This is a genomic window from Lachnoclostridium sp. An76 (assembly GCF_002161355.1).
Classification (GTDB): Bacteria; Bacillota; Clostridia; order Lachnospirales; family Lachnospiraceae; genus Mediterraneibacter; species Mediterraneibacter caccavium.
Window position 1 is genome coordinate 241,486 of the sequence record NZ_NFHL01000004.1, and the last position, 15,608, is coordinate 257,093.

General features: G+C 46.7%; 13 protein-coding genes. 12 read left to right on the top strand and 1 reads right to left on the bottom strand.

Annotated elements, in window-relative coordinates:
• Window positions 1–26 precede the first annotated feature (26 nt).
• The 6 genes from B5G27_RS16770 (at window position 27) to B5G27_RS09720 (ending at window position 8,789) form a co-directional block, all read left to right on the top strand.
• Complete coding sequence (locus B5G27_RS16770) at window positions 27–296, top strand: reverse transcriptase domain-containing protein (protein ID WP_330399042.1); 270 nt, start codon at window positions 27–29, stop codon at window positions 294–296.
• Window positions 280–657, top strand: coding sequence for a group II intron maturase-specific domain-containing protein (locus B5G27_RS16910; RefSeq protein WP_334293392.1), 378 nt, complete (start codon window positions 280–282; stop codon window positions 655–657). Before B5G27_RS16770 ends, B5G27_RS16910 begins: the two co-directional genes overlap by 17 nt.
• Window positions 658–991: 334 nt before the next feature.
• Window positions 992–2,689, top strand: coding sequence for a dynamin family protein (locus B5G27_RS09705; RefSeq protein ID WP_162611230.1), 1,698 nt, complete (start codon window positions 992–994; stop codon window positions 2,687–2,689).
• A 16-nt stretch (window positions 2,690–2,705) separates the two neighbouring features.
• Window positions 2,706–4,961 carry a dynamin family protein gene (locus tag B5G27_RS09710; protein ID WP_087178693.1) on the top strand — a complete coding sequence of 752 codons (2,256 nt, stop codon included), beginning with the start codon at window positions 2,706–2,708 and terminating at the stop codon, window positions 4,959–4,961.
• Window positions 4,961–6,178, top strand: coding sequence for a dynamin family protein (locus tag B5G27_RS09715; protein WP_087178694.1), 1,218 nt, complete (start codon window positions 4,961–4,963; stop codon window positions 6,176–6,178). The genes B5G27_RS09710 and B5G27_RS09715 overlap by 1 nt, the downstream gene beginning before the upstream one ends.
• A 19-nt stretch (window positions 6,179–6,197) precedes the next feature.
• On the top strand, window positions 6,198–8,789 hold the full coding sequence (locus B5G27_RS09720) for a tetratricopeptide repeat protein (protein ID WP_087178695.1): 2,592 nt from the start codon (window positions 6,198–6,200) through the stop codon (window positions 8,787–8,789).
• 258 nt (window positions 8,790–9,047) lie between these two features.
• Here the strand turns inward: B5G27_RS09720 and B5G27_RS16150 are convergent, their stop codons facing one another.
• Window positions 9,048–9,224, bottom strand: a complete 177-nt coding sequence (locus B5G27_RS16150; RefSeq protein ID WP_164488446.1) for a hypothetical protein — start codon at window positions 9,222–9,224, stop codon at window positions 9,048–9,050.
• Between the two features lie 417 nt (window positions 9,225–9,641).
• Here B5G27_RS16150 and B5G27_RS09725 point away from each other — a divergent pair, with 417 nt between their 5' ends.
• From B5G27_RS09725 to B5G27_RS09750, 6 genes are all read left to right on the top strand, one after another.
• Complete coding sequence (locus B5G27_RS09725; RefSeq protein ID WP_087178696.1) at window positions 9,642–10,094, top strand: Hsp20/alpha crystallin family protein; 453 nt, start codon at window positions 9,642–9,644, stop codon at window positions 10,092–10,094.
• A gap of 165 nt (window positions 10,095–10,259) precedes the next feature.
• Entirely contained in the window at window positions 10,260–10,712 is a 453-nt protein-coding gene (locus B5G27_RS09730) for an Hsp20/alpha crystallin family protein (protein ID WP_087178697.1), read from the top strand.
• Window positions 10,713–10,896: 184 nt separating this feature from the next.
• Window positions 10,897–12,270, top strand: a complete 1,374-nt coding sequence (locus tag B5G27_RS09735) for an MATE family efflux transporter (RefSeq protein ID WP_087178698.1) — start codon at window positions 10,897–10,899, stop codon at window positions 12,268–12,270.
• A 113-nt stretch (window positions 12,271–12,383) separates the two neighbouring features.
• Complete coding sequence (locus B5G27_RS09740; RefSeq protein ID WP_087178699.1) at window positions 12,384–13,295, top strand: Cof-type HAD-IIB family hydrolase; 912 nt, start codon at window positions 12,384–12,386, stop codon at window positions 13,293–13,295.
• A 42-nt stretch (window positions 13,296–13,337) separates the two neighbouring features.
• Window positions 13,338–14,786, top strand: a complete 1,449-nt coding sequence (locus tag B5G27_RS09745; protein ID WP_087178700.1) for a Mur ligase family protein — start codon at window positions 13,338–13,340, stop codon at window positions 14,784–14,786.
• A gap of 59 nt (window positions 14,787–14,845) precedes the next feature.
• The gene (locus B5G27_RS09750; RefSeq protein ID WP_087178735.1) at window positions 14,846–15,604 is read left to right on the top strand and encodes a type 1 glutamine amidotransferase; all 759 of its coding nucleotides are present in this window, start codon (window positions 14,846–14,848) and stop codon (window positions 15,602–15,604) included.
• Window positions 15,605–15,608 lie beyond the last annotated feature (4 nt).

Sequence of the window (15,608 nt, forward strand, 5' to 3'; positions counted from 1 at the left end):
CGGGAAGTTATTTCCCATCTCCAGTGATGGCGGTAGAAATACCAAAGAAATCAGGAGGAACCAGACGACTCGGAGTACCGACTATAGCAGACCGGATTGCACAGATGGTCGCAAGAGCATATGTAGAACGGGCAGTGGAGACTATGTTTTGTGAAGATTCATATGGATACAGACCACACAAATCAGCAGTAGACGCGTTTGAGAAGACAAGGAAAAGATGTTGGAAATATGACTATGTTATAGAATTAGATGTAAAAGGATTGTTTGACAATATCGACCATGAATTGTTACCTTAAATGTAAGGATGGTGTGATACGAAATAACTTTATCGCAACGGTCAGTAAAACGGCAGCGAAAGGTTTCAGGGATAAGATCAAAGCACTGGAGATACACAAGAAAATCGGGTGCAAGATAGACATGATTGCAGAATTGCTGAATCCGATGCTTAGAGGGTGGATGAATTACTTTGGGAAATTTAATCCGTCAGCAATGAAAAACACGTTACAGTGTATTGAACACAGACTGATAAAATGGGCAATGTGCAAGTATAAAAGTTTTCGTGGACGCAGGCAGAGGGCTGAGAAATGGCTTTCGTCTATCAGAAAACGAGAGCCGAAGCTGTTTGCTCATTGGAGCAGGATGTACTCGTATTGCTAAATGATAAGAGCCGTATGAAGGGAGACCTTCACGTACGGTTCCGTGAGAAGTTTGAGGTGAAAGTCCTCTTACTTACTCGACTGAGAGGTCGGAATTTCTCAACTATGAGAAATTCCTCTTACTCGATTGGTATATTGAAAAAAAATAAATTATAGGTGGTTGTATATGATGCTGAACAGCGATATATTATCTTTAAGGCTTAAATTATAGTACAGATATACTTTCTGATCATTATGGAAACTGATTATTTGACCGAGCCTGCCTGAGTATAACGCAGATAATGAATATGTAGAAAATGAATAAAGAAATCAAAAGAAAATGGAGGTATGAGGATATGATCCATAAAAAACAGCTTATTGGCAAACTTGAGAAGATTGAGAGTATACTGGTCCCGTTTGAACTGGCGGAGAAGATCAGAAAAGATAAGGATAATCTGATAAGTGATATACGGAACTATCGATTTCGGGTTTTGTTGACAGGAGGATTTTCTTCAGGAAAGAGCGCACTTCTTAATGCACTTATGGAGAGATATGTACTCCGGGAAGATCAGGCTCCTGAGACAACGATTGCAACAGAGCTCGTATGGGACGGTGAGGAGTATATTGAGGCAATAAATGAAGAGGGGATAACACGAAGGTTTGATATGATCAGTCCTGGCAGTGGCATGCCTCAGCCATCTGATGATTATGCGGATGGACTTAATACGAAAGATTACCGATGTCTTGTATATCATTTGAATAATGACTTTCTGAAAAAGACTCAGGATATTATTCTTGTGGATATGCCCGGGATTGAGTCCAATATCGACAGCCATAACAAAGCTATTTCGCAGTATATCACCAGAGGTAGCGCATATCTGTTTTTGGTAAGCTGTGAGGACGGTACATTGCGGCGGTCTTCGATTGATTTTCTCAGGGAGGCGTCTCAGTACCCTCAGAGCATGATTTGCCTCATATCAAAATGTGATCTGCGATGCGAAGAGGAGACAGAACAGGTGTGCAACCAGGTAAAGGAGGATATCTATGCGGTCTACGGGCAGCAAGTCCCGACGGAGAAGATCAGTGTTTATGATGAAGATTTGGCATCGCATATCTGCAGACTTCTGGCCGGACTTGATTTGCAGGAGATATTTGAACAGAAATATGTGGGGAGGATTAATTCGCTAGTCCTTCTTGCGGAAAGCCTGCTGAGTTCTGCGGCAGATGCTCTCTGCCTGGATGTGACGGAGTTGGACAGGCGAATTGAGGAATGCAGCAGACACAGGGCAGAGGCTGAAAAAGAATTTATTGTGCAGAGAAAACGACTTGAGAAAAATTACCGGCAGACAGTGCTGCCTTCGATCAGCTATGATCTTAGGGCTGCTCTTACAGCTCAGACCGACAGGTTGACAGAAGCACTTTCGACAAGTCCAGAGGCGTTCAGTGCAGCGGTTAATTCGATTATCCGTCCGGTGCTCTATAATTCGACACATAAAAATATCGAGAGCAGTTTTGAAGCCTATGTTGCGGGTGTGGATGACTCCCTTTTTAAAGATGACAATGATAAGATAAAGCAGGTACTTACGGAAGGATTGAGCCATATCAGGGATTATGTGACGGATGGAAATGCAGAGGGCTCTGAAAAAGGGAATGAGTCTTTCGGTCTTTATCAGCTGACGGCGTCCGCACTTGCAATCACAACAGATATTATCGCACCGGTCATTGAACTTGTTATTGTACTTCTGCCGAATATTCTTGATTTCTTTGCCGGATTTGGACGAAAACAGAAATATGAAGAGCTCAGACAGAAGGTACAGAACATCATCATACCACAGATTGTTGATCAGATGATCCCGAAGATTGAGGAAGCATTGGATGAAACAAGGGCGGCTGTTATTACCGAATTTGAAGAAAAGATGAAAACCATGATGCAGGCGCAGGAAGAGACGCTGGAAAAATGCCTTGAGGAGAAGAAACAGCGTACACAGGATCATGAGGCTGAAGAAGAAAAGATCAGAGAAGCGATACATGAGCTGAACAGTCTTATTATGTAACAGGAGTGTGAAAAACATGATAGAACAAAGGAAAAGTGACAGAGAGTTCCTTGATTTGCTGGAACGGATAGGGAAAGAACTGGCAGAGGACAACAGCGTACTGAATCCGGAAAATGTATTTGTATTTCAGAAAGGTGTGAAAAATGCCAGAGAACAGATAGAAGTGATAAAGAAAGAGGGGCGGAGGATCAGTGTTGGAATTATCGGCTGCGTGAAAGCAGGAAAATCCACTTTTTTGAATGCGCTTTTGTTCGGCGGCGAAGAGGTTTTGCCGCGGGCGGCGACCCCTATGACTGCTTCTCTTACAAGAATATCCTATTCGGAAAAGCCAAAGGCAAAAGTAGTATTTTACAAAAGCTATGACTGGAAGAATATCGAGAACTTTAATCAGCTCTATGAGAAGAGAATTGATGATGAGATCGCGAAAAGAAAAGAAGAGAATGCAAAAGCTGCGGGTAAAAAGAAAAAAAACGGTCTGTTTTCTGTGGATAGAGAAACGGTAGAACGTCAGATCAGCCTCGAGCTTCCTGACAAATATAAATCGTGTCATGAACTTATAAAAATGGTAAAAGAGAATAGGTTGAATGTAGATGACTATCTTGGAAAGGCGGAAGAGATTGAGATAGACAGCAAGAAGCCGCTTGGCGAGAGTTTGAAAGAGTATGTGGGAGCAACCGGAAGATATACTCCAATCGTTAATTATATTGAGCTGGAAGTCGATAATCCCCTGCTTCAGGACCTGGTGGTTGTAGATACCCCCGGCCTTAACGACCCGATTACGTCCAGGGGAGAGCGAACAAAGGATTTCCTGGAAGCGTGTGACGTTGTGTTTATTGTCAGCAATATGAGTCAGTTCCTTCCGGAGGAAGACATCAATATGATTGTGAAAAATATTGGTGACACAAGTATCCAAAGAGCGTATGTCATCGGTTCGCAGCTGGACAGTGCACTCAGGCAGCAGCCACGATCTCTGGCCAGTATCCAGACGGCGTTTGACAATTGCTGTATCAGCGCAGGGAGGCGCTTCCGTGATGAGATCGACCAGGCATCCCGCATCCGGCCTGACAGTGTACTTCTTCAAGAGTTGAAGAAAACATCTCCTGAATTTGTTTCTGCTATGGCTTTTGGGATTGCAGCAAAGCAGAAAAAAGGAATCCGGCTGGAAAAGGATGAATTAAATGTCATTACGAATCTGGAAAAGCGCTTTTCGGATTTTCATACTGTTATAGAAAGCCCCGACGACTTGGCAGAACTTGCCAATATCGAAGGGGTGAGGAAAAGAGTACTGGAAAAAGTCCGCAGTGAAAACAGGAAGATCGCAGAAGGAAAACTGCAGGACTATAAACCGCGCACTGCACTGAGTATGGCAAAAAATCTTGAACGGATGGAAGAGGAGTGCTATGCAAATCTGAAAATGCTGCGGACCGGAGATATGGAGACGCTGGGTGAAAAGCTGAAGCTGCTGGAGGACAATCTGGATTCTATTCGGAGCAATATAAGAAATATTTTTGAGGGTCAGGATGTGCAGTGCCGTAAACAAATACAGAGCCTCAAGACAGAAATCGCCGGTGAAATGAGTGCTCATGACGGGCTGGAAATCGGGACACGGACGAGGACGGAAATGTGGACGGAACAGTATGGGCTTTTCGGTTTGTTTAAACGAACGAATCGCGAAGTGGTAAGGGATGATGTGGCTGATGTGTCTCAGGTTGTAAAGCTTATTAGTGGGTTTGGTGCAAGAGTCATGGAAATGATCAATGAGCAGCTGGACAATATTTTTGACATCAAAGGACTGAGCGACCAGATCAAAGGATGTGTGCTTGGAGCATTTGATCTCAGTGATGATAAATTTGACCGCAATGAGATCCTGCTCCCGTTAGAAAATGCCATGACAAATTTGACAGTCTATGAAGTGGAATTTGATTTTATGGATGAGATCAGCGAAACAATCTACAACGCGTTTCCGAACGGTCAGGCTGTAAATGAAGAGATTCATTGTCTGCGCCAGCTTCAGGAGAAAGAAATGCGAAAAGTGCTCAAAATATTCTGCCAAAAACTTGACGAAACGGCTGATAATATATCTGCAAATATGAATGAGCAGGCGGCAGTTTTTGTAGACAGTATCCAGAAAAAAATCTCAGTGAATATTGAACATATACGCCGGCTTCTGGATAACAGAGAAGAAAATGTCAGAGAATATGAAGCGGTGATCAGCCGGCTTCGCAGCAGCAGACAAGCACTTGTCAGCTATGCCGGGAAGGAGAAGGGCTGATGGCTTTAAAAAGAAACTTTGATTTCGATTACAGCGCCCCGATACTGACAGGCAACAGATACTTGGATAACCGGGAAAAAGGACTTGAACTTGTGGCACGCATCATTTCAGCGGAGCCAGATAAATACAGTGGATATGACAGAATAGACCGTATTATGGATGAGGAGATCCTGCTTTCAACCGGAAGTCTGAGGCTGGATGATGAGCTTGAGGTATACGCACGTTTAACTGCGCTCAGCGACAGACTCATGGAAGGAAAGTACAGGCTTTTAAAAGAGCGTACTGTGATCGGACTGGGAGGGAAATTCAGCGCGGGTAAATCATTGTTTATAAACTCCCTTCTTGGGAAAGATGAGCTCCCGGTTGATCAGGCTCCGACCACATCAGTTCCTACATATATCATATCAGGGAAGAAGGATGAGGTGTTTGCCTATACATTAAAAGGAACTCATCTTCCTCTGGACGGGGAGGCTGTAAAAGCAATTTCACACGGATTTCAGAAGGAGTACGGACTTGGGCTTGCCCGTTATATTTTATATCTATCAGTAAGGGTAGAAGGTTTTATGCCTGAAGTGGCACTTCTGGATACCCCGGGCTACAATAAGCCGGACGGGGGGACTGAAGATGAGTTTTCTGATTTAAGGAAGGCGTATACCCAGCTTCGCTCTATAGACTCGTTGATCTGGCTGCTCGATGTGCAGAACGGAACGATTACACAGAGTGATATAGATTTTATCCGTCAGCTCAACATGAATTCAAAGATACTGATCGTAGTCAATAAATGTGATCTTAAAACGGAAGAAGAATATGCGGTTGTTGTCAAAAGCGTCCGGGAATCAGCAGAGCATGCGGGGATCCCTCTTTTTGATGTGGTCCCTTATTCCTCCATGGATCCGGAGGCATATGAAGGTATTGAAAAAATACATGAATTCTTTGAGTATTCCCGAAAAACCGGGCTGAGGTCCGAGGACGTTGCCGCAGAAGCGGAGGGGATTCTTTCACGGATCAATAAGTCTTTTTCCGGACGCATAAAGCAGCTGGATTCTGTTGGGAATAGTCTGTCAAAGGCAATTTGTAAATCCTCAAATATTTTTGAAATGCAGTCCCTGGTGGAAATGTATGGTGAGATCAGCCTTGAATCTTCCAATATAAAACATGACCGGGAAAAGTTTAATAAGACAGCAGGCAGGCTGCGGCATATGATAGAGCGTTTGTGACTGAGGGGAGAATAATAAAATGCAGGATAATAGTGAAGAATATTTAAAACTGATATCACGTTTGTCTTCCGTAAAAAAGGAAGACAGGACAGAGTCGGGGAGAAGCTGGGAGAAGCTGTCGCAGTTTTTGAATACTGAGGCGGCAGCAGTGATCGAGGACAGCACATATCCGAAAAAAAGCGTCCTTAAGGCAAAAATCGACAACGCTCTGGATGACGCGCAGCTGTTTCTGCGCGAGCCGTATCTGTATGGAAAACCTGCAGTTGGCGTGCTTGGGGGAAAAGCAGCCTCGGCGGAAGCATCTTTTCTTCACCAACTTCTTAATTCATATATACCGTATGAGCTTTGTCTTCAGCGGTCGCTTCCATGTGCTGTATACAAGGGGGAACGTGTTCAAACAGCAGCAGTTGGAAAGAGCGGGAGCCTTATTCCGCTTGATATGGATGAATATTCATTGATGTTGGAGCTTTATAAGCAGAAACTGCGGATGGATGATCTGGCTGCAGGGATTACATTTTCCCTTCCGGATATGTCTGAAGGATATAATTTGATTCGTTTTCCCTGGTATGCGCAGGAGAAAGAAGAAGAGTATATACGTTTGGCAGGGCTTTGCAGCATATTTTTCATACTTTGGGACTCGGAATATCCAGACCGGTATGTGCCGAGAAGTGTAACAGATCAGGAAGTTCCGATAATTATTGCGGTGAGAGAAGAGGACGGCTCTGCTGTAAAATTTGCGGAAGAACTCCGCAGCAGAATACCAGGAGTTGATATTTCGGTAAAGAGTATAAAAGAATGTGCGTCGCTTATGGAAAAGCAGAATGGGATTCAATATAATTTTACTGTTGGAAACAGGATCTTTGCAGCTTTGTTAAAGCTTTTGGCTTATGAAAAATCTGAAGTGAAGAGGCATGCTGCAAATATAGAAAATCTTCAGCGCAGCGCAGTCTTTGTAGAAAATCTTCAGAATACACTCGACGAAATCAGATCCGTTAAATCTGCGCAGAAAAACAGGGAGCTGAAGAATATCGAACGACTTACCGATGTTCTGAAGGAGACGGAAACGCTGCTGCAGGATTTTGAAAATACGCTTCTGCTTCAATATCCTTCTGAGGTGCGGGAAATGCTGAAAAGTGGAAAGTCCGCAGCATCTCAGCAGGAAATGTATTCTGAGGAGGAAGTTCTTTTCGTAATTGGATCATTTGAGAATTCGAACAGCGATCAATCGAATGAGGATATAGCCATGCGTATCGTCCGGTCGTTGACTGAGAGAGGATTCAAATATGCAGCTCTGGACAATCTCTGGCTTCTGAAAGCAAGGGGGCAGCAGGTTCCGGAAAATATGTTGAATGATCTTATGTGCTATACAGGAAAAGACATTCGTTATATGCGGGCTGTGATTTGTTTCGCAGAGGAATTAAAGATTTCTGACAAAACAGCTGGCTGTATAGCTTCACAGATTCCGGCGAATACAGCAGATGAACTCTATTATCTGGCATATTATACAGAATATACAAGTGGAAATACGGCAAAAACTGTCAGTGCATATGAAGAGGCGTTTGAAGGCGGAAGCAGAAAAGCAGGAGAATGGCTCACAGATCACTATTTTGGAAAAGCAGAAGACAAAATTAATCTTTCTGCTGATTTCAAGACACGTAAGGCAAAAAAACTTGCGGACAGCCTTATTCCGCGTGCTGCAAGATATTATGGTATGTATTGCATTCTGAATCAAAAGAGGTTTTACAGACAGGGAATAACGTATCTGCGGATCGCTGCTGCGCTTGGCGATATACCTGCGATAAGGTTTTACGCGGGTTATCTTTTTGAACAAAGGGGCTCGGATGATAAAGAGACCGTTTATGCAGCTTTGGAATTGTATAAGTATATGGATAATCATAATATTGCGGAAGAGAATTTGTCTGACAAGATAGGAATATTGTATTATAGATGCAAAGATTATGTTAACGCCAAAAAGTGGCTTCAGAAAAAGCATAAAATGCCGGAGGCGGCTTATTTGCTCGGCAGTATGTACTATAGTGGGACGGGATCCACAGCAAAGAACCCTGCAAAGGCACAGGAACTGTTAGGCTATGCTGCTTCCAACGGAAACAGTACCATAAGAAAAAATGCAAAGCAAAAATTACAGAACATAGAGAAAGAAAAAGAGAAACGAGTAAAAAAACTTGCAGAACAGAAAAAAACAGAATATAAGAAGACTGCAACTTATTCAAGCCATACTGTCAGCAGCAGTTCAAGTGATGACTGCTTTATTACTACTGCTGTGTGTGGTTCGGAAGGAAAATCAGATAACTGCGAGGAACTCACAGCGTTTCGGCGTTTCAGAGACACAGTATTGAAAAAGACACCTGAGGGACAGGCGTTGATAAAGGAATATTACCGTATTGCTCCAGAAATCGTAAAATGTATATCCAGGGAACCGGACGCAGCAGAGATTTATCATTACCTTTATGAAAAATATATTGAACCTGGATACTTACTATTGATGCAGGGCAAACAGAATGAAGCAAAGCGGTTATATGCCGAGGGGGTTTTGAGGCTTGCAAAAAAGTATGGTGTTGAAGTGAGCGTAGAAGGATTTGAACTTTTCTAAAAAAATGGTTTGCAAAAAAACGGTCTCAAAAGGGTTGAAAAAATCAGAAATTAGCACTTACCTCTTGTCGTGTGGCGGGTGGTTTTGTCCTGTGGCGTCAGAGCCCGTAAAGCCTTATTTTACAAGGCTTTTGCGGGTTCTGTCTTTTTGCTTTATAGGAAATTCCGATTTTTGGATAAGGGGGAAAAGAAGCCCTGCTGATCGAACATATGTTAGATCAACAAGGGAATGGACATGACAATAGGACGATGGTTAGATTTAGAAGATATAAAAACCTTCTTCTCCAAACAAATCGTCAAAAGGGTCGTCTTCATTCAGAAAATAATCCATATCCAGAAGGTCATCCTCGCTCATATGGCGAATGTCCTCGGATGTCATTCCTTCGGGGGGATTCTCTATGTATTTTTTGCGCAGTTCCTCGATATCTGGTTTCATGGTAAACTGTTGCTGATTTCATGAGCTGTCACCAGACTGCTCATGAAATCAGCAACAAGCAAGCTCCCAAAAGGCAACCCGATTTTCGTCCCTGTATGGCTCGTAGTTTTCGCGGAAATGGTGTAAATTTGGTGTAGTAAGTCATTTTTGAAACAGATTAAAAAGTTGTAAATGCTCAGAAAGCCCGTAAAATCAAGCTTTTTTCAGGCTTTCTAAAAAAATCTTAAAAAATTAGCACTCATCTCTTGACAGTGCTAATAACATTTGCTATATTACAACTAGAACAAGGGAAGAGGAAAAGGAAAGGTTCCTGAAGTTCCCGGTTCTCAAAACTCAACACTCCGGATGGGATTTCGGAAGTGCTTCATAATATAGATAGATAACAAAAAGGTTTGTTTTTGAAAGGAGATATGACTTATGTTAATGCCTAGTATTTTTGGAGAGAACTTATTTGATGATGATTGGATGGACTTCCCGTTTGACAGAGATTTCTGGGGAAAGAAAAATCCGCTGTACGGAAAGAACGCTAAGAACATGATGAAGACAGATATCCGCGAGCATGACAACGGATATGAAGTTGACATCGACCTGCCGGGATTCAAGAAAGATGAGATCAGCCTGGAACTGGAGAACGGTTACCTGACCGTATCCGCTGCAAAGGGCCTTGACAAGGACGAGCAGGATAAGAAAGGCAAATACATCCGCAGGGAGCGCTACGCAGGCGCAATGCAGAGAAGCTTCTATGTTGGCGATACGCTGACACAGGAAGATATCAAAGCAAAATATGACAACGGTATCTTAAGCATCAGCATCCCGAAGAAGGACGCTAAGGCAGTAGAGACAAAGAAGACCATTGCCATTGAAGGATGATGGGATGACACAGAAAAGATGGCAGAGATGCCATTGATATAAAAGGGGGGTCCGGCACCAGAGAGTGTCGGATCCTTTTTTGAAAGATATAGGACAATGGCTGCGGAATATACCGCAGCGCTGCAAAGTGATCCGGGTTGTGAAGAGCGAAAGGAGAAATGACTTATGATGATGCCCAGCATTTTTGGAGAAAACTTATTTGATGACGACTGGATGGATTTTCCATTTGCTCATGACTTCTGGGGCGGGAAAAATCCTCTGTATGGAAAACGCGCAAAAAACATGATGAAAACAGATATCCGCGAACATGACGACGGATATGAGATTGATATCGACCTGCCGGGATTTAAGAAAGATGAGATCAATGTGGAGCTTGATGACGGATATCTGACGATCTCTGCTGAAAAGAGCCTGGATAAGGACGAAGAGAAGAAACACGGAAGGTATATCCGCAGGGAGCGCTATGCAGGCGCGATGCAGAGGAGCTTCTATGTAGGCGATGCGCTGACACAGGAAGATATCAAAGCGAAATATGAGCATGGTATCCTGAAGCTGTCTGTTCCGAAGAAAGAGGCGCAGGCAGTGGAGAGCAGCAGCCACATCGCGATCGAAGGCTGATGTTTCGCACAACAGGCATAATATAACATAAGAAAAGGGCTCGGCGCCGGTAAGGCGCCGGGTCTTTTTTTTGCGGTCTTTTTTGCGGCCTTTTTTGTCAGGCCGGGGACTGTTTTCATTCTTCCATTTTTTTCTGTTCCTGATATAATGTAGGACGGATAATGAGAGAAATGAGGAACAGAAGATGAAAAAGGAAAATGATTTCGGCAGGGATTCCATTCCCCTGCTCGTGCTTAAGATATCAATCCCGTTCATGATCGCGCAGTTTGTGAATGTGTTTTACAGCATTGTGGACAGGATCTATGTGGGAAATATCCCTGGGACGGGCGCGGATGCCCTCGCAGGAGTCGGCGTGTGCGCTCCGATCGTGACGCTTTTGTCGTCTTTTGGCACTCTGTTTGGGATCGGCGGCTCCGTCCTTTTCTCCGTGCGGCTCGGGGCGGGGGACGAGAAGGGGGCACGCAGGCTTTTGGCGAACAGCTTCGCGTGGATGCTCATCGTGTCAGTCGTCCTGACCGCGGTATTCCTGCTGACGAAAGACGCCCTGCTGAACTGGTTCGGGGCCAGCGGCGTGACCTTCCCCTATGCGGATTCTTATATGACGATCTACACGGCGGGCACGGTCTTTGCCCTGCTCTCCATGGGCATGAATTATTTCATCACAGCCCAGGGATTCCCGGTGCTGGGGATGACGACCACGCTGATCGGCGCTGTGATCAATATTGTCCTTGATCCGGTCTTTATCTTTTTGTTTGATATGGGAGTGGCAGGAGCCGCGGTGGCCACTGTGATCGCCCAGATGTCTTCCTGTGCGTTCGTGCTCCTGACGCTCAGGAGAAAGAAGATGAGAGTGCCGCTCGGACTGGCGAAGCCGGAGCTGTCGGCCGGTATGCGGATCGTGAAGATCGGGTTTTCGCCGTTCCTGATACTCGCCACAGACAGTATCATCATCATTGCGCTGAATGCAGTGCTCCAGCACTACGGGGGCAGGGAGTACGGGGATACGCTCATCACAGTGGCAACCATCGTGCAGAGCTATATGCTGCTGATCACTTCGCCCATGCTTGGGATCACCGGCGGTTCCCAGCCGCTGATCAGCTATAATTACGGGGCGAACCGCCCGGACAGGATACGGAAGACATTTTTCTGGGTGCTTGTCCTGTGCGTGTGCTTCACTTCCGTCATGTTCCTTATCTCCAGGATCGTGCCGCAGTATTTTGTATCCATTTTTACGGATAATAAAGAGTACGCAGAGCTTGCCATCTGGGGGATCCGGGCGTTTACGCTGATGATCATCCCTCTGAGCTTCCAGTATGTGATCGTGGACGGGCTGACTGCCCTCGGAATGACGAAGACATCGCTGAGCCTGTCCCTGTTCCGGAAATCACTGTACTTCGGGGCAACCTGCGTCCTGCCTGTGTTCTTCGCCGCCCAGTCCGCGTTCTATGCGGAGCCCGTGGCGGACGGTGTCTCCGCGTGCGTATCCTGCATTGTTTTCTCTTATATTTACAGGAAATACCTGCGCGGAGCGGGACGGCTGAAAGAGATCAGGATATAAAAGGGCAGGGAGCAAAGCCTGTTCTGCCTGTCTATGGTTGCATGAACCGGGGAAACTATTTATAATGGGATGGAAACAGACAGACAAGAATAAGATCAGGGAGATTTACAGATATGATAAAAGTGATCGCAAGCGATATGGACGGGACACTTCTCGGCGATGACCACAGGATCGCTCCGGGGACGCTGGAGGCTGTGAAGGAAGCTGTGAACGCGGGGATCCGCTTTATGATCTGCACGGGGCGGAATTTCCCCGGGGCGATGGAAGAGCTGGAAGGCGAGGATCTTGTGTGCGACTATATCGTCAGCAGCGGGGCGGAAGTGAGAGACCCGGAGCAGAGGGTTGTTCTTACGTACCCCATGAGTATGGAGCTGTGCAGGAGAGTGTACAGTGTGATCAGAGAATATCCGATATCCATGGTGATCTGTACGGATGGTTGTGATTACCGGATCGGTACAGCCGGGGAAGTCGAAGAAAGCATCCTGATGGAGGCGATGCTTTTCCATATGGACACAGACCGGGAAGCTGTCAGGAAGACGCCGGTATTTCAGCGTATGAAAAAACGGACAAGAGCGGCTGCCAGCCTGGACGAGCTGGAAGAGAACGGCGTGCCGGTATACAAGCTCTTTCTCTTTACAGAAGACCGGGAGATGCTGGCGCAGATCGGGAAAAAGCTGGAGCCGGACAGAGAGATCGCGGTCGCTTCTTCCTTCCCGACGAATCTGGAGATCACAGATGTGAGGGCGCAGAAAGGGCCTGTACTCAGGGAATATGCCGGTTCACTCGGTTATACGATGGATGAGATCATGGTGCTGGGAGACAGCCTGAACGACCTGTCTATGATCTCCATGGATTTCGGGGCGACAGTGGCAATGGAGAATGCGGACCCGGAAGTAAAGCAGGCGGCAAAATACATTACAAAGTCAAACGAAGACCTGGGAGTGGCATATGCCATAAGAGAGCTTCTGAAGCGGCAGGCAAAGCTGCGCGGGGACAATGGAAGCCCGGATGGAGAAAGCTTATAAAAGTGCGGAATCAATGATAGAAAGAGAAGTTGGATAAAGATTATGAGATTAAGAAGCAAACTTGCAATAAAATGCGCGAAAGCGACGAGCAGCCTGATCAAAAAGATGAATCGGGGGAGCGGGGTGACCCTGCCCGGGTATGTGGCCCGCCTGATCGATCCGAAGATCTTAAACGAGATGGCAGGACAGGTCAGGGAAAAGATCATCGTGACCATGGGGACGAACGGGAAGACGACGACAAACGCGATCCTGTGCCGTGCCCTTGAGAGCGAGGGGAAAAAAGTCATCATCAACCGGACCGGGGCGAATATGCTGAACGGGATCATCTCTGCGTTCGTCCTTTCCACGGATAAGAAGGGACGTCTGGACGCGGACTTTGCCTGCATCGAGGTGGATGAGATCGCGTCCGTGGGCGTGCTGCCCAGGCTGACGCCGGACTGTGCCCTGCTGACGAATATTTCCAGGGATCAGCTTGACCGTTTCGGCGAGGTGGACATCACCTACAATAAGCTGATGGCTGCTGTGACGAGCGTGCCGAAGACCACGCTCATCATCAACTGCGATGATATCCTTTCCTATTCGCTTGCCGAGAACAGCGGGAATCCGTATGTCACATATGGGATCAGCGAACAGATCTTTGACGATATTTCCCGCTCGGAGATCCGGGAGAGTATTTTCTGCCGGAAATGCGGGAAAAAGCTGGAGTATGACTTCTTCCACTACGGACAGCTGGGCATCTACCACTGCCCGAACTGCGGATGGGAGCGCCCGCAGCCGGACTATACGGCAGAGCATATCGAGCTTCACGATGAGGTGTACTCTTTTGACATGGACGGGCTCCACATCGATTCCACGGCGCGCACGCCGTACAATATCTACAATACGCTGTCCGCGTATACGGCGCTGAAGACGCTGGGCGCGGGATATGCCGGGTTCAAAGAGATGATCGAGGCGTTTGACTATGGGAATAACCGTGAGAGCATCTTTTGGATCAATGGGGCGAGAGTGCAGCTCCACCTGGCGAAGAATCCCATCGGTTTCCAGCAGAAGGTGTCCCTTGTGCTGAAAGATCCGAAGCCAAAGGACATTATCATCCAGATCAATGACACATACCAGGACGGGGAAGATGTCTCCTGGCTGTGGGATGTGGACTTCCAGTATCTGGCGGACAGCAACGCGCGCAGCATCATTACCGCGGGGACGAGGCGGCATGACATGGGGCTCCGCCTGAAATATGAGGATATCCCGTGCGGCTCCACTACGGATCTGAGGGCGTCTGTCCTTGACTGTGTGGAGAATGGGACGAAAAATCTGTATGTGATCGTAAATTATTCCGGCCTGTACCGGACGAACCATATGCTGACAGAACTTGAAAAAACCTGCGGAAAGACCGGGGAAGGAAAAGCAGGGCAGGAAAAGAGCGCGGCAGGGAAGCCGGAGCCGGGGGCACAGGGACAGAACAGAGAGCAGAAAGGAGGGGACCGGGCATGATGGAGCAGGAGAAAATGAAGCAGGACGAAATGCAGCGTGATGGAGTGAAGCAGGGCAGGATGAAACTCGTGATCGGGCATTTGTACCCGGACCTTCTGAACCTGTACGGTGACAGGGGCAATATCCAGTGCTTCCGCAAACGCCTGGAATGGCGGGGCATGGAGGCTGAGGTGATCCCATTCCTCTCGGGGGATAAGATTGATTTCTCAAAGCTGGACATCGTCCTCCTGGGCGGGGGCTCGGACCGGGAACAGGAACTGGTCTGCGGATTCTTAAAAGACATCCGGGAGGACTTTAAAACGTATGTAGAGGACGGCGGCGTTGTGCTGGCGGTCTGCGGGGGATATCAGCTCCTGGGGAAATATTACAGGACGGATAAAAAGACCATCGAAGGGCTGGGGATCCTGGATATCACGACGGAGTGGGAGCCGGAGCGCCTGATCCGAAATATTGTGCTGAACAGCCCGCTTTTCGAGCAGCCGGTGGTGGGATTCGAGAACCACGGCGGGCGGACCTATATCGGGGACCATACCCCTTTTGGAAAGGTGTTTTACGGGCTTGGCAATACCGGAAAATCCGGGTATGAAGGCGTGGTATACAAAAATGTGATCGCCACGTACCTGCACGGACCGCTGCTGCCGAAAAACCCGCAGGTGTGCGACTATCTCCTGGAGCGCGCGCTGAAGCGCAAATATGGGGAGAGCGTGACGCTGGAGCCGCTTGCGGACGAGCTGGAGCACAAGGCGAACAGCTATATCGTGGACAGGTACAGTGATAAGAAATACATTCTGAAAGAAACGATCAAACGTTACACATAATATG

Excerpts from the sequence above, each read along its gene's own strand:
- B5G27_RS16770 (WP_330399042.1), top strand. The coding sequence starts at position 27 with ATGGCGGTAGAAATACCAAAGAAATCAGGAGGAACCAGACGACTCGGA.
- B5G27_RS16910 (WP_334293392.1), top strand. The coding sequence starts at position 280 with ATGAATTGTTACCTTAAATGTAAGGATGGTGTGATACGAAATAACTTT.
- B5G27_RS09705 (WP_162611230.1), top strand. The coding sequence starts at position 992 with ATGATCCATAAAAAACAGCTTATTGGCAAACTTGAGAAGATTGAGAGT.
- B5G27_RS09710 (WP_087178693.1), top strand. The coding sequence starts at position 2,706 with ATGATAGAACAAAGGAAAAGTGACAGAGAGTTCCTTGATTTGCTGGAA.
- B5G27_RS09715 (WP_087178694.1), top strand. The coding sequence starts at position 4,961 with ATGGCTTTAAAAAGAAACTTTGATTTCGATTACAGCGCCCCGATACTG.
- B5G27_RS09720 (WP_087178695.1), top strand. The coding sequence starts at position 6,198 with ATGCAGGATAATAGTGAAGAATATTTAAAACTGATATCACGTTTGTCT.
- B5G27_RS16150 (WP_164488446.1), bottom strand. The coding sequence starts at position 9,224 with ATGAAACCAGATATCGAGGAACTGCGCAAAAAATACATAGAGAATCCC.
- B5G27_RS09725 (WP_087178696.1), top strand. The coding sequence starts at position 9,642 with ATGTTAATGCCTAGTATTTTTGGAGAGAACTTATTTGATGATGATTGG.
- B5G27_RS09730 (WP_087178697.1), top strand. The coding sequence starts at position 10,260 with ATGATGATGCCCAGCATTTTTGGAGAAAACTTATTTGATGACGACTGG.
- B5G27_RS09735 (WP_087178698.1), top strand. The coding sequence starts at position 10,897 with ATGAAAAAGGAAAATGATTTCGGCAGGGATTCCATTCCCCTGCTCGTG.
- B5G27_RS09740 (WP_087178699.1), top strand. The coding sequence starts at position 12,384 with ATGATAAAAGTGATCGCAAGCGATATGGACGGGACACTTCTCGGCGAT.
- B5G27_RS09745 (WP_087178700.1), top strand. The coding sequence starts at position 13,338 with ATGAGATTAAGAAGCAAACTTGCAATAAAATGCGCGAAAGCGACGAGC.
- B5G27_RS09750 (WP_087178735.1), top strand. The coding sequence starts at position 14,846 with ATGAAACTCGTGATCGGGCATTTGTACCCGGACCTTCTGAACCTGTAC.